Annotated in this window: 11 protein-coding genes; 3 read left to right on the top strand and 8 right to left on the bottom strand. The window is 73.0% G+C overall.

From position 1 onward, the window contains the following. Positions 1-5 precede the first annotated feature (5 nt). Both ACGF3A_RS16570 and ACGF3A_RS16565 read right to left on the bottom strand, forming a co-directional pair. Positions 6-614, bottom strand: a complete 609-nt coding sequence (locus ACGF3A_RS16570) for a hypothetical protein (RefSeq protein ID WP_393730232.1) — start codon at positions 612-614, stop codon at positions 6-8. A 43-nt stretch (positions 615-657) separates the two neighbouring features. After that, entirely contained in the window at positions 658-1,467 is an 810-nt protein-coding gene (locus ACGF3A_RS16565) for a glutamate racemase (protein WP_393730718.1), read from the bottom strand. Between the two features lie 56 nt (positions 1,468-1,523). Here ACGF3A_RS16565 and ACGF3A_RS16560 point away from each other — a divergent pair, with 56 nt between their 5' ends. Next, complete coding sequence (locus ACGF3A_RS16560; RefSeq protein WP_393730230.1) at positions 1,524-2,690, top strand: glycosyltransferase; 1,167 nt, start codon at positions 1,524-1,526, stop codon at positions 2,688-2,690. Between the two features lie 19 nt (positions 2,691-2,709). On the opposite strand, the gene ACGF3A_RS16555 is transcribed toward ACGF3A_RS16560, so the two are convergent. Continuing rightward, positions 2,710-4,026 (bottom strand): TerD family protein, encoded by a 1,317-nt coding sequence (locus ACGF3A_RS16555; protein ID WP_393730228.1) that lies wholly within the window; start codon positions 4,024-4,026, stop codon positions 2,710-2,712. Positions 4,027-4,275: 249 nt separating this feature from the next. On the opposite strand from ACGF3A_RS16555, the gene ACGF3A_RS16550 reads away from it, so the two are divergent. Beyond that, positions 4,276-4,830 carry a DUF6643 family protein gene (locus ACGF3A_RS16550; RefSeq protein WP_393730226.1) on the top strand — a complete coding sequence of 185 codons (555 nt, stop codon included), beginning with the start codon at positions 4,276-4,278 and terminating at the stop codon, positions 4,828-4,830. Between the two features lie 80 nt (positions 4,831-4,910). Here ACGF3A_RS16550 and ACGF3A_RS16545 read toward each other — a convergent pair whose 3' ends face one another. From ACGF3A_RS16545 to ACGF3A_RS16525, 5 genes are all read right to left on the bottom strand, one after another. Further along, positions 4,911-5,270, bottom strand: coding sequence for a DUF779 domain-containing protein (locus ACGF3A_RS16545; RefSeq protein WP_393730224.1), 360 nt, complete (start codon positions 5,268-5,270; stop codon positions 4,911-4,913). Continuing rightward, entirely contained in the window at positions 5,270-6,793 is a 1,524-nt protein-coding gene (locus ACGF3A_RS16540) for an aldehyde dehydrogenase family protein (protein ID WP_393730222.1), read from the bottom strand. The genes ACGF3A_RS16545 and ACGF3A_RS16540 overlap by 1 nt, the downstream gene beginning before the upstream one ends. Before the next feature lie 58 nt (positions 6,794-6,851). Then, complete coding sequence (locus tag ACGF3A_RS16535; protein ID WP_393730220.1) at positions 6,852-8,126, bottom strand: GAF domain-containing protein; 1,275 nt, start codon at positions 8,124-8,126, stop codon at positions 6,852-6,854. Positions 8,127-8,216: 90 nt separating this feature from the next. Next, positions 8,217-9,611 carry a family 2B encapsulin nanocompartment shell protein gene (locus ACGF3A_RS16530; protein ID WP_393730218.1) on the bottom strand — a complete coding sequence of 465 codons (1,395 nt, stop codon included), beginning with the start codon at positions 9,609-9,611 and terminating at the stop codon, positions 8,217-8,219. Positions 9,612-9,673: 62 nt separating this feature from the next. Beyond that, positions 9,674-11,095, bottom strand: a complete 1,422-nt coding sequence (locus tag ACGF3A_RS16525) for a family 2B encapsulin nanocompartment shell protein (protein ID WP_393730216.1) — start codon at positions 11,093-11,095, stop codon at positions 9,674-9,676. 496 nt (positions 11,096-11,591) lie between these two features. On the opposite strand from ACGF3A_RS16525, the gene ACGF3A_RS16520 reads away from it, so the two are divergent. Then, positions 11,592-12,197: a hypothetical protein gene (locus ACGF3A_RS16520; RefSeq protein WP_393730214.1), complete on the top strand. Its 606-nt coding sequence runs from the start codon at positions 11,592-11,594 to the stop codon at positions 12,195-12,197. Positions 12,198-12,258: the final 61 nt, after the last annotated feature.

Below are 12,258 nucleotides of genomic sequence, written 5' to 3'. Positions count from 1 at the left end.
CCGGTTCAGGCGCCCGGCGTCGCCGCGAGACGGGAGCGGATGACGCGGACCGCGGCCTCGGCGTCGTCGACCGTGACCGTGAAGACGCGGCCGTCGCCGAGGCGCAGGACCACGCCCTCGCCCCTGCGGACGATGACGGCGGTGCCCTTCTCGGGCCGCCAGCGGTAACCCCAGCCGCCCCAGTGACGCGGGGTGACGCTCGGGGCGTGGTCGGCCTCGATCACGTCGCGCAGCGGGATACGGCGGCGGGGCAGCCCGGCGTGTCCGCACCGCACCTCCAGGGCGTCGTCGTCGACCTTCACCTTGACCTGCACGAAGGCGAGGGTGCCGAAGAGGATCAGCAGCCCCGCGGCGAGGCAGCCGACAACGGACATGACCAGCGGCGCGAGCCCGCCCCACCAGGCGGCTTCCACGGCGAGGTCGATCCCGAGGGCGAGACAGGCGGCGCCGAGCGCGGCGAGCGCCCACTGATAGCGGTTGGTGGCCCGGCCGGTCCAGTGCTCGGGACAGGGCTGGTCCGTCGGGGACGTCGGGGACGGCGGGGTGACGGGGGGAACCGCGTCACCCTCGGCTCCCTTGACCGGGGGCACGGCATCGCGGGGATGATCCCTCATAGTGAGGAGACTACTCCGCTCCGCAGTCAGGGGCAGCCCGTGTTCAGCCCCTGGCGGGAGTGGAGGGGCTGGAGGAGGCGAGCAGCCGCCCCTCGGCGTACGTCAGCGCGGTGGCGGTCAGCTCCCCCGTACTGCCGCTGTGCAGCACGGTGAGGCCGCCGGTCGGCGCGGCGTCCGGGTCCGGGACGGCGTTCGCGCGGCGCAGCGCCTGGGCGCAGACGGCCTGGGCCGAGCCGTGCAGGACCGGCGGGGTGCCGCCGGGCGGGGTGACGGCCTCGCGGACCCGGGTGCCGACCAGCTCGTAGTGGGTGCAGCCGAGGACGACGGTGCGCACGTCGTCGGGGGTGAGCGCGGCGGCGGCGCGCACGGCCCTGTCGATGAGGTCCTCGTCGCCGCTCTCGATCGCGTCGGCGAGACCGTGGCAGGGCACCTCGGTGATGTCGGCGCCCTTGCCGAACTCCGCGATCAGGCGGTGCTGGTACGGGCTGCCGGTGGTGGCGGGGGTGGCCCAGATCGCGAGGGGTCCGCCGGAAGTGGCGGCGGCAGCGGCGGCGGGCTTGATGGCCGGAACGGTGCCGATGACCGGGACGGCGGGCTCCAGTTCGGCGCGGATCGCGGGCAGCGCGTGCACGGTCGCGGTGTTGCAGGCGACGATCAGCGCGTCCGGCCCCCGCTCGGCGGCGGCACGGGCGCAGGCCAGCGCGTGGGCGGTGATGTCGTGGGTGTCGCGGGGGCCCCAGGGCATGCCGTCCGGGTCGTCCGAGAGCACGAGGTCGGCGTCGGGCCGAGCCCGGCGTACGGCGGCGGCGGCCGGGAGGAGGCCGATTCCGGAGTCCATCAGCGCGATCTTCACGGAGCACCACTCTAATCGATCGGTCATACGGGTCCGCGTGGGGCAGACTGCCGCCGATGACCGTGCTCACATGGACCGCCGCGCTCTCCCTCGCCGCCTGGCTCTGGCTGCTGCTCGGACAGGGCTTCTTCTGGCGTACGGACGTGAGGCTGCCGCCCGGCGGCGGCCCGGACGAGGGCCCGGAGGACGGCGACTGGCCGGAGGTAGCCGTGGTGGTGCCCGCGCGGGACGAGGCGGAGGTGCTGCCGCTGAGCCTGCCCACGCTGCTGGCGCAGGACTATCCGGGCCGGGCCCGGATCGTGCTCGTCGACGACGGATCGACGGACGGCACGGACGAGGTCGCGCGCAAGCTCGCCGAAGCGGCGCCGCGCGGGCTCCCGTTGACGGTCCGCTCCCCCGGCGAGCCCGCACCGGGCTGGACGGGGAAGCTGTGGGCCGTGCGCCACGGCATGCGGGTCGCACGCGCGGAGGGGCGCGCGGCGGACGGCGCGGAGCCGGGGTTCCTGCTGCTGACCGACGCGGACATCGCCCACGAGCCGGACTCGCTGCGCCGTCTGGTGTCCGCCGCGCGCGTCTCGCGCCTCGACCTGGTCTCGCAGATGGCGCGGCTGCGGGTCGTCTCCGGATGGGAGCGCCTGATCGTTCCCGCCTTCGTGTACTTCTTCGCGCAGCTCTACCCGTTCCGCTGGATCAACAGCGCCACGGGCCGTACGGCAGCGGCGGCGGGCGGCTGCGTGCTGCTGCGCACGGAGACGGCCGTACGCGCGGGGCTCCCGGACAGCATCAGGGACGCGGTGATCGACGACGTGACACTCGGCCGTACGGTCAAGCGCGCGGGCGGCCGGATCTGGCTGGGGCTGGCGGAGGGCGTCGCGAGCGTACGCCCGTACAGCGGGCTGCGTCCGCTGTGGCGGATGGTCTCGCGCAGCGCGTACGCCCAGTTGCGGAACAACCCGCTGCTGCTGCTCGGCACGGTCGCCGGGCTCGCGCTGGTCTATCTGGTGCCGCCGGTGGCCGCGTGCGCGGGCTCGCCGGTGGGCGGCGCGGCGTGGGCGCTGATGACGCTGACGTACGTGCCGATGCTCCGCCACTACGGCCAGCCGCTCTGGCTGGCCCCGCTCCTGCCGGTCACCGCCGCGCTGTACCTGGCGATGACGGTGGACTCGGCGGTGCGGCACTACCGGGGCAGGGGCGCGGCATGGAAGGGCCGCACCTATCCGTGACCGGCCCCCTGACCCGCCGTCACTTGCGGCCCGGGGTCCACTGCATGCCCCAGCCGTACTCCTGGTCGACGGTGCGCTGAGGGCTGACGCCGCGGCCAGGGACCAGGTAGCGGGCCTCGCGGCGGACGATCAGGTCGCCGCCCTCGTTGGTGAGCAGGGCCAGGGCGCAGACGGTGGAGGGGACGGTGCACTCGTCGAGGGAGAAGTCGACGGGCGCGCCGTGCTGGGGCTGGAGCGTGACGGTGGCGTGCAGCCCGGCGAAGGAGCGGGCGCCCTCGTAGATGGTGACGAAGATGAGGACGCGGCGCAGGTCCTTGATGTGGTCGAGGTTGATGGTGAGGTTCTCGCCGGTCTCGACGGCGCCCGTACGGTCGTCGCCGTCGAGGTGGATGTAGGGCGGGCGGTCGACGGAGCCGAAGGAGTTGCCGAGGGCCTGGACGACGCCCTTGCGCCCGTCGGTCAGCTCGAAGAGGGCGCACAGGTCGAGGTCGGGCCCGGTGAGGGAGCCCATGGCGCGGCTGAGGCGGCCCGCGAGGCCCTTGGACTGGAAGCCCTGCGTCGTCCAGTTGAGGTTCACGCGCATCTTGCCGGAGGTGCCGCCCTGCTTGGTGAGCGAGACGGACGGCGCGTCCTTCGTGAGGGTGACCTTGCTGAGGCGTACGGGGGCGGAAGGGGGCGCGGGGGCCTGCGGGGCCTGCGGGGGTTCCGGGGCGCGCGGGGACACCGGAGGGGCCTGCGGGGCGGGCGCCGGCGCTGTGGGGGCCTCCGGGGCACGCGGGGGCGCGGGGGTGCGCGTAGGGGCGGGGGCCGGGTCGTCCACGCTGATGCCGAAGTCGGTCGCGAGGCCCGCGAGTCCGCTGCCGTAGCCCTGTCCGACGGCGCGGAACTTCCAGACTCCCTGTCTGCGGTAGAGCTCGCCGAGGACGAACGCGGTCTCCACCGTGGCGTCGTCGCTGTCGAAGCGGGCCAGCTCGGACCCGGTCACGGCCTCCAGCACGCGGACGTAGAGCCCGGGCACCTGGCCGAAAGTGCCCCCGTCGGCGGAGGCGACGACGACGATCCGTTCGATGCCGGGCTCGACGCGCCCGAGGTCGGCGCCCAACTCGTCGACGCACGCGGCGCCCTGGGGCCGCTTCCCCTCGTGGCGGACCGCGCCGGTGGCGTGCCGGGGCTGGTTGTAGAAGACGAAGTCGCCGTCCGAGCGGACCTTCCCGGTGTCGGTGAGCAGCAGCGCCGAGGCGTCGACGTCGGGGACGCCGGGACCGGTGCGCCAGCCCAGCTCGATCCGTACCGCGTCCGCCGTGACGGGGACGTTCGTTCCCTTGCGCATCGTCATGCTGCCCGCTCCCCCTCTGCCCTGCTCGGCATTTCGGCCCTCGGCTCGCGTGCTTCCCAACCTACTGTCCGGGTTCCCCGCATGACGCGTCCCCCTCCGGGGCACACGCTCTTTACAGGATTCCAACGCACCTTGGGGCCCGTTTTCCGTCGATTCGCTCACATTGGTGAGCCGCAGTCACTCCGAACACGGAGAACCGTCCACCTATCGGACTCCCCAACGGCCACATTTTGGGCTTAACTTATGGGCATGACCTCCCCCCGCAGCTCTTATGGCGGCGGCTACTACGCTGCACCGAGCTACCCCGAGACACCGATCTACGACATGCTGGTCGCCGAGCGGGGCACGCCGCAGATCGCTCCTATCCGAGTGACATCGCCTCTTTACGACACCGGTGGCAGTCTTCCCGCGTTGCCGCCCGCCGCACTTCCGCCCGGTCCGGCCGCGCAGCAGCCCCCGGCGCCGCAGTACGGCGGGTATCAGCCCCCGGCTCCGCCCGTGCCGCAGCATCATCAGCAGATGACGCAGCCCGCGCTGCCCCAGGCCCAGCCCGCGCTCCCGCAGGCCCCGGCCCCGCTGCAGCAGGCCCCGGGTGCCTATGTGCCGCCGCAGACCCACGCCCCGATGAGGGGTTACGCGGCTCCGCCGGCGCAGCAGCAGCCCCAGCCGCACCCTCAGGTGCCGCAGCAGGCGCAGCCGCCGCAGATGCGGCCGGTCGCGCCGCGCCCGCCGGTGCCCCGTCAGATGCCGGGTCCGTACGAGGATCCGTACGGCGGGCACCAGTACCCCGGCCGGGGGTACTGACGGGCTGACGGGCCAGGTCCGGCGCCGATCTCTGCCGGGGGGCGGGCACGGCGTGGTGGAGCGGGGAGGGCGGGAGACGCTCACGTCTCCATGAGCCGGGAGCGGATGAGGAAGCGGACGCCCTCGGGCGCCTCCAGGGAGAAGCCGCTTCCCCTCCCCTCGACCACGTCCACGGTCAGATGGGTGTGGCTCCAGTACGCGAACTGGCTGGCCGACATCCAGAACGGCACCGGATCGGCGACGCCTTCGACCTCCAGCTCGCCGAGCAGCACGTCGGAGTCGCCGGTGCGGAGTTCGCCACGCTCGTAGCACATGGGGCTGCTGCCGTCGCAGCAGCCGCCGGACTGGTGGAACATCAGCGGGCCGTGCTTCTCCGTCAGCTCGCGCAGCAGGCGCGCCGCTTCCGGGGTGAGGGCGACGCGCTCCTTCTGCTGTGCCATCAGAAGAGTCCGAGCTTCTTGTCCGAGTAGCTGACCAGCAGGTTCTTCGTCTGCTGGTAGTGGTCGAGCATCATCTTGTGCGTCTCGCGGCCGATGCCCGACTGCTTGTAGCCGCCGAAGGCGGCGTGCGCGGGATACGCGTGGAAGCAGTTCGTCCACACGCGGCCCGCCTGGATGGCGCGTCCGGCGCGGTAGGCGCGGGAGCCGTCGCGGGTCCAGACGCCCGCGCCGAGGCCGTAGAGCGTGTCGTTGGCGATCTTCATCGCGTCGTCGAAGTCGGTGAAGCCGGTGACGGAGACGACGGGGCCGAAGATCTCCTCCTGGAAGACCCGCATCTGGTTGCCGCCCTCCAGGATGGTGGGCCGGACGTAGTAGCCGCCCTCCAGTTCCCCGCCGAGTTCGGCGCGGGCGCCGCCGGTGAGGACGCGGGCGCCCTCCTGCCGTCCGATGTCGAGGTAGGAGAGGATCTTCTCCAGCTGGTCGTTGGACGCCTGTGCGCCGACCATGGTCGCGGTGTCCAGCGGATGCCCCTGGACGATGGCCTCGGTGCGGGCGATCCCCGCGTCGAGGAAGCTGCGGTAGTGGCCCTGCTGGATGAGGGCGCGGGACGGGCAGGTGCACACCTCGCCCTGGTTGAGGGCGAACAGGGTGAAGCCTTCGAGGGCCTTGTCGTAGAAGTCGTCGCCGTCGTCGGAGACGTCCTCGAAGAAGATGTTCGGGCTCTTGCCGCCCAGCTCCAGCGTGACGGGCTTCAGGTTCTCCGAGGCGTACTGCATGATGAGGCGCCCCGTCGTGGTCTCGCCCGTGAAGGCGATCTTCGCGACGCGCGGATTGCTGGCCAGAGGCTTGCCCGCCTCGGCGCCGAAGCCGTTGACGATGTTGACGACGCCGGGCGGCAGCAGGTCGGCGACCAGGCTCATCCAGTAGTGGATGGAGGCGGGGGTCTGCTCGGCGGGCTTGAGGACCACGGCGTTGCCCGCGGCGAGCGCGGGGGCGAGCTTCCACGTGGCCATGAGGATCGGGAAGTTCCACGGGATGATCTGCGCGACGACGCCCAGCGGCTCGTGGAAGTGGTACGCGACGGTGTCCTCGTCGATCTGGGAGAGCGAGCCCTCCTGCGCGCGTATCGCCCCCGCGAAGTAGCGGAAGTGGTCGATGGCGAGCGGGATGTCCGCGGCGAGGGTCTCGCGGACCGGCTTGCCGTTCTCCCAGCTCTCGGCGACCGCCAGCTCCTCCAGGTGCGCCTCCATCCGCTGCGCGATCCCGTTGAGGACGGCGGCGCGCTCGGCGGGGGCCTTGCGACCCCAGGCGGGCTGGGCCTCGTGCGCGGCGTCGATGGCGCGCTCGACGTCGTCGGCGGTGCCCCGGGCGATCTCGGTGAAGGGCTGTCCTGTGACCGGCGTGGGGTTCTCGAAGTAGCCGCCCTGCTTGGGGGCGACGTAGCTGCCGCCGATCCAGTGGTCGTAGCGCGGCTGATACGACATCAGGGCGCCCTCGGTGCCCGGTGCTGCGTAGCGGCTCATGCTCTGCCTCCCTTGAGGGGACCCCGCCGCCGGTGCGGCGGGCGCGGTCGTGGGGACGCTAGCGCGCGGAACGTTGCGCGGAGGTTGCATGCGCGGGGTCCCCGGCCGGGGGTGCGGCGGCGCGGGCCGTACGGGCGTGCAGCAGGTCCCGTACCTCCAGGTCGTCCTCGCCCCAGGGCGTGCACAGCCAGCTCTCCAGCAGCGCGGGGTCGCCGCTCGCGAGGAGGCGGCGGCGCAGCCGCTGTTCGAGCAGCCGCCGCAGCCGGATGACGCCGGGGGCCTCGGAGCGGGGCAGCAGCGGCCCGGGGTAGGCGGCGAGGGCCGCGCCGGGGTCGGCGGCGCCGAGCGCGTCGGCGACGGCGTCGTAGTCGGTGGCGGGGCGCTCCCGCAGCCGGTACGGGCGCGAGACGAGCAGCGGGCCCAGCAGATGCCGCAGCCGGGAGAGTTCGGCGCGCAGGGTGACGGGGTTGACGTCGCGCTCGCCGTACAGCTCGTGGGCGAGCCGCTCGCCGGTCAGCCCGTCGGGGTGCGCGGCGAGCAGCAGCATGATCTCGCTGTGCCGCGGGCCCAGCCGTACGGGCTGCCCGGTGGCACGGGTGTACGGGGTGTGCAGCAGGGCCTCGTCGCGGCCGAGGACGTCCAGGGCGTACGTGGCGGCGGGCGCGGGGTTCCTGGGGCCGAGCTCGGCGAGGCGGGCCTCGGCGGCGCGCGCGGTGGCCTGGACGAGCGCGAGGCTCTGCGGCGCGGCGAGATGGTCGCCGCCGGTGATGTCGACGGCGCCGATGACGCGGTGGGTGCGCGGGTCGTGGACGGGCGCGGCGGCGCACGTCCACGCCTGCACGGGGCGGCAGTAGTGCTCGGAGGCGAAGATCTGCACGGGGTGGTCGAGGGCGAGGGCCGTGCCGGGCGCGTTGGTGCCGGAGGCGCGTTCGGCCCAGCGGGAGCCGGGGACGAAGTTCATCCGCTCGGCGCGGCGCAGCACCTGGGCGTGGCCCTCGACCCAGAGCATCCGGCCGCGCGCGTCGCAGACGGAGAGCAGGTGCTCGCCGTCCTCGGCGATGGTGCCGAGGAGTTCGCGGAAGAGCGGCATCACGGGCGCGAGGGGGTGCTCGGCGCGGCAGGCGGCGAGCGCCGCCTCGTCGAGGTCGATACGGGCGAGGCGCTCCGGTTCGACGCGGGCTCCGGCACAGCGGCGCCACGACTCGGCGACCACGTCGCGCACCGGCGTGGCGATCGAGCCTCCGGTCAGGAACTCCTCGTGGGCGCGGCGCACCTGGCCCGCGCGCGCGGCCGGGTCCGCTCCCGCTTCGAGGGCGAGCCATGGATTGCGCACCCCGTCATCGTGCAGCCGCGCCCGGCGGCGGGCAACGCCCCGGGCGCGGCTGTGTGTGAGGGGTGTGCGGGAGATGTGCGGCGGAGCCGCTCAGACCTCGACGTCCTCCAGGATGCCGAGCGCGTCGGGCACCAGGACGGCGGCCGAGAAGTAGGCGCTGACGAGATAGGAGAGCAGGGCCTTCTCGTCGATGCCCATGAAGCGGACGTTGAGCGAGGGCTGGATCTCGTCGGGGATGCCGGTCTGGTGGAGCCCGACGACGCCCTGGTTCTCCTGGCCCACGCGCATGGCGAGGATGGAGCTGGTGCCGTCCTCGCGCACCGGGATCTTGTCGCAGGGCAGCAGCGGGACGCCGCGCCAGGCGAGGACGCGGCTGCCCTCGACGGTGGTCTCCCCCGGATAGACGCCGCGGCTGCTGCACTCGCGGCCGACGGCGGCGATGGCCTTGGGGTGCGCGAGCAGATAGCGCGTCTTGCGGCGGCGCGAGATCAGCTCGTCCAGGTCGTCGGGCGTGGGCGGGCCGTAGCGCGCGTGGATGCGCTGGCTCAGGTCGGCGTTGTGGAGGAGGCCGAACTCGCGGTTGTTGACCATCTCGTGCTCCTGGCGCTCGCGCAGGGCCTCGACGGTCAGCCGCAGCTGCTCCTCGACCTGGTTCATGGGGTCGTTGTAGAGGTCGGCGACGCGCGTGTGGACGCGCAGCACGGTCTGGGCCACGCTCAGCTCGTACTCCCGCGGACTCAGCTCGTAGTCCACGAACGTGCCGGGGAGCTCCAGCTCGCCCTCGTGTCCGGAGGCGAAGAGGATGTCGGCCTCGCCGCGCCGGTTCTGCCGGGGCACGGCGCGGGACACGACGCTGTCGAGGTGCGAGCGGAGCGCGCCGGAGCGCTCGGCCGCCTGCTGGAACGCCTCGCGGGGCAGCGCGAGGACGGTGCAGCGGGTGGTCGCCGTGAGCGTGTACGCCCAGGTGCCGGGCTCGGGGGTGAGGATCTGGTCGCCCGTGTGGTCGCCGTCGGCGAGGACGCCGAGGCTCACGTCGTCGTCGTACTTGCCCGCCGCGCGCTTGTCGAGCCTGCCGTGGGCGACGAGGAGCAGCTCCGAGGCGGGCTCGCCGCGGGTGGTGAGGGTGTCACCGGCCTCGTGCTCGCGCTGGACGAAGCTGTCGGCGAGGGTGCGCAGCGCGGCCTCGTCGGAGAGTCCGCGCAGCAGCGGGATCTCGCGCAGCTCGGCGGGGATGACGCGGATGTCGGCGCCGGTGGAGACGAACTCCACGCGGCCGTCGCCGAGGGTGTGGGTGAGCCGCCGGTTGACCCGGTAGGTGCCGCCGGTGGTCTCGATCCAGGGCAGCACGCGCAGCAGCCAGCGGGGCGAGATGCCCTGCATCTGCGGGGGCGTCTTGGTGGTCGTCGCGAGATTCCGCGCCGCGGCGGTCGCGAGGCTGGACCGGTCGGGTGCGGTGGTGCCGGTGGATTCGGGGTGCGTGGTCATCGGGTGTCTTCCCGCTCCCTTTTCGTGAAGGCGTGCGCTGATGTACGGGGGTGGGCGGGGGGTCAGTGCCCGATCTCGACGTCCTCCAGGATGCCGAGCGCGTCGGGAACGAGGACGGCCGCGGAATAGTAGGCGCTCACCAGATAGGACATGACGGCCTTTTCATTGATGCCCATGAAACGCACGGAGAGACCCGGGCTGTATTCGTCGGGAATTCCCGTCTGGTGGAGCCCGACGACGCCCTGGGTCTTCTCTCCGGTGCGCATCGCGAGGAGTGACGTGGTGCCGCTGTCGGAGACCGGGATCTTGTTGCACGGAAGGATGGGAACGCCCCGCCAGGAGGGCACCGACTGGCCGTCGAGATCGGTGTGCTGGGGGTAGACCCCGCGGCTGCTGCATTCGCGCCCGATGGCGGCGATGGCCTTGGGGTGGGCGAGGATGACGCTCGGGTCCTTCCAGACCGTGGCGAGCAGCTCGTCGAGGTCGTCGGGGGTCGGCGGGCCCGAACGGGTGTGCACGCGGTGCTTCATGTCCGCGTTGTGCAGGAGGCCGAACCGGCGGTTGTTGACCATCTCGTGCTCCTGGCGCTCGCGCAGGGCCTCGACGGTCAGCCGCAGCTGCTCCTCCATCTGGTTCATCGGGTGGTTGTAGAGGTCGGCGACGCGCGTGTGGACGCGCAGCACGGTCTGGGCCACGCTCAGCTCGTACTCCCGCGGACTCAGCTCGTAGTCCACGAACGTGCCGGGCAGCGCGGGCTCGCCCGCGTGGCCCGAGGCCAGCTCGATGGCCGCCTCGCCGTGCTCGGTGCGCCGCCCGGAGACCGCCTCGCGGACGGACTCCAGGTGGGCGCGGAGGCTGTCGGAGCCCGCGAGGATCTCGTCGAACGCGGCGCGGTCGAGGGTGAGGACGGTGCCGCTGGTGAGCGAGGTCAGCGTGGAGTCCCAGGTGGCGGGCGTGCCGCCGAGGCTCTCCTCCCCCGCGAAGTCGCCGTCGGCGAGGATGCCGAGGGCCGTCTCCTCGTCGTACCTCCCCCGCCCCGTCCTGCGCAGCTTGCCGTGGGCGACCAGCAGCAGGCCGCCGGGGCTCCCGGCCTCCGCGACGACCTCGCCGGGCCCGAAGTCGCGCTGGGCGCAGCGGGAGGCGAGCGACTCCAGCACGGCCATGTCCTCGTAGCCGCGCAGGAGGGGGATCTCGGTCAGCTCGGCGGGGATGACACGGACCTCGGCACCCGTGGAGGTGAATTCGACGCGGCCGTCGCCGAGCGTGTGGGACAACCGCCTGTTCACCCGGAACGTGCCGCCGGAGACCTGCACCCATGGAAGGACTTTGAGCAGCCACCGCGACGTGATCCCCTGCATCTGCGGGGGTGTCTTGGTGGTCGTCGCGAGATTCCGTGCCGCGGCGGTGGCCAGGCTGAGCTGGGCCTGACCGCCCGCCTCGACCTCGCCCTCGCCGCCGGAATTCCGCTCTGTCGCAGTCGTCATTCTGAACCCAATCTCCGTGCCGGGAAAGAAAATTCACACGCGCTGCCGCCAGAAGTTAGTAGTGCACGGATTCCCCGGGCAATCGCTCAAAAGATGCCCCGGCCCTGTGAATGCTCCCCGCACGGCTCGGGTAACCGGCCGGAATCAGCGACGCTGGGTGACGAGCCCGGAGCCGGTGTCACTCTCCGCAGCATCGAACGGCGGCCTTGGCCGGACGGGCGCACATGACGGCGCAGAGGCATATCGACGGCGTACGCAAATCGCTGTGCGCCCCCTTGAGCCGGGACGCGCGATCACTCAGTAAACTCGGGACACCACGAGGGAAACCACGAGGGAAACCACGCGGCCACCGGACCGGCCCGACCACCGATCCGGCGCGGCCGACGGGCCAGGAAGCGCCGGGACTTCGTCCCGGGGATTTCGCTCTCTTCGTCTCCCTCTCGTGCATGTGCCTCGCGCGACGAGGTACGTACGGACGGGGAAGGGGGTGAGCGGCATGCGCACCGTTGTCGGCCTCTGGCGCTGGCGGGGCAATCCGCTGTGCCGCCGCACCGACCGGCGCGAGGCGTGGCTCGCCCTCTGGGCCGCCCTGCTCATCGCCGTCGGCGCGCCGGCCGCCGGGCTCCTCACCGCGGCCGCGACCCACGACGCGCTGCTGCGCACCGCGCGCGAGCAGCAGCACGAGCGGCACCGCACCTGGGCGAGGGCGGTGGACACCACCGTGCGCCCCGGCCTCCGCACCGACCCCGCGTCCGCGGCGCCCGGCCGGGACCGGGGGCGGGTGAGCGTCCGCTGGCTGGGCCCCGCCGACGGCAAGCCGCACACCGGCTCCATCGCCGTGCACCAGCGCGTGCGCCCCGGCGAGCGCTTCCAGGTATGGACGGACGGGCGCGGTCACCTCACCGCGCGCCCGATGAGCGCGCGCTCCGCCTCCTCGCACTCCCTGCTCGCCGGACTGGCCGCGGGCGCGGGCGCCGCCACCGTGCTGGAGCTCGCGCGGCGCCTCGCCGTGCGCGAGGTCATGCGGCGCAGGTACGCGCGCTGGGACGAGGAGTGGGGACGGATCGGGCCCGACTGGGGCCGGGCCGGTACCAGCAACTGACCCTCCGCGCACCCGTCACAGGCGGACCCGTCAACCCATCGGCCCAGCGCACGCTACGGTG

The organism is Streptomyces sp. NPDC048172, from assembly GCF_043202595.1.
Taxonomy (GTDB): Bacteria; Actinomycetota; Actinomycetes; order Streptomycetales; family Streptomycetaceae; genus Streptomyces.
This window is presented reverse-complemented; position numbering and strand designations above follow the sequence as displayed.

What these genes read in the sequence shown, in the direction of transcription:
- ACGF3A_RS16540 (WP_393730222.1), bottom strand. Translation starts at nt 6,793, where the DNA reads ATGAGCCGCTACGCAGCACCGGGCACCGAGGGCGCCCTGATGTCGTAT.
- ACGF3A_RS16560 (WP_393730230.1), top strand. Translation starts at nt 1,524, where the DNA reads ATGACCGTGCTCACATGGACCGCCGCGCTCTCCCTCGCCGCCTGGCTC.
- ACGF3A_RS16530 (WP_393730218.1), bottom strand. Translation starts at nt 9,611, where the DNA reads ATGACCACGCACCCCGAATCCACCGGCACCACCGCACCCGACCGGTCC.
- ACGF3A_RS16545 (WP_393730224.1), bottom strand. Translation starts at nt 5,270, where the DNA reads ATGGCACAGCAGAAGGAGCGCGTCGCCCTCACCCCGGAAGCGGCGCGC.
- ACGF3A_RS16555 (WP_393730228.1), bottom strand. Translation starts at nt 4,026, where the DNA reads ATGACGATGCGCAAGGGAACGAACGTCCCCGTCACGGCGGACGCGGTA.
- ACGF3A_RS16550 (WP_393730226.1), top strand. Translation starts at nt 4,276, where the DNA reads ATGACCTCCCCCCGCAGCTCTTATGGCGGCGGCTACTACGCTGCACCG.
- ACGF3A_RS16525 (WP_393730216.1), bottom strand. Translation starts at nt 11,095, where the DNA reads ATGACGACTGCGACAGAGCGGAATTCCGGCGGCGAGGGCGAGGTCGAG.
- ACGF3A_RS16570 (WP_393730232.1), bottom strand. Translation starts at nt 614, where the DNA reads ATGAGGGATCATCCCCGCGATGCCGTGCCCCCGGTCAAGGGAGCCGAG.
- ACGF3A_RS16520 (WP_393730214.1), top strand. Translation starts at nt 11,592, where the DNA reads ATGCGCACCGTTGTCGGCCTCTGGCGCTGGCGGGGCAATCCGCTGTGC.